We start from the raw sequence: 537 nt of genomic DNA on the forward strand, positions 1-537 counted from the left end.
CATCACGTCTTTAAGTAATGCCTTGCAACAAACGCGCAATCTATTATCACCTTCCCACTTGTATGAAGGTGTAGGCATACTAGAAACTCCATTTGGTTCAATTATATCCTTAAATGATGTCTATAAGACCAAAGAATTCAATGCTAACACTCCTTCAGAGCCAATTTGTGATACATCTTATGATTTAGCGCCTAAAGGTACGTTTGAAGATTGGTTTAATATGTATCTTAATGAGGTCAAAGGTCATTTTTATTTGGAATTAGCAACCATATTCGGAATTTCTGCCTTAGTAACAGCATTTCTGAAGCATAAACAAGATGTTACATTTGCTGGTATCATCTTTAGTTTTACAGGTCAGTCATCAACTGGTAAATCAACAGCGGCTGCTTTAGCTGTATCAGTTGCTGGCAACCCTAATAAGGGAAGCGAAACGCTCTTTAGAAGTTGGAATGCTACACGTAATGCACTTGAAAGTTATTTAAGCAACAACTATGGTGTACCACTAGTATTTGATGAACTCTCATCAGCAACTTTTAA

Annotated in this window: 1 protein-coding gene; it reads left to right on the plus strand. The window is 36.7% G+C overall.

What is annotated here, in order from left to right; genetic code table 11:
- Nucleotides 1-537 (plus strand): DUF927 domain-containing protein (locus tag HMPREF2578_RS11360; protein WP_256275859.1); only part of this gene is annotated, 537 nt, incomplete at both ends.

It is taken from the genome of Staphylococcus sp. HMSC072H03 (assembly GCF_001809305.1).
In the GTDB taxonomy this organism is placed as follows: domain Bacteria; phylum Bacillota; class Bacilli; order Staphylococcales; family Staphylococcaceae; genus Staphylococcus; species Staphylococcus hominis.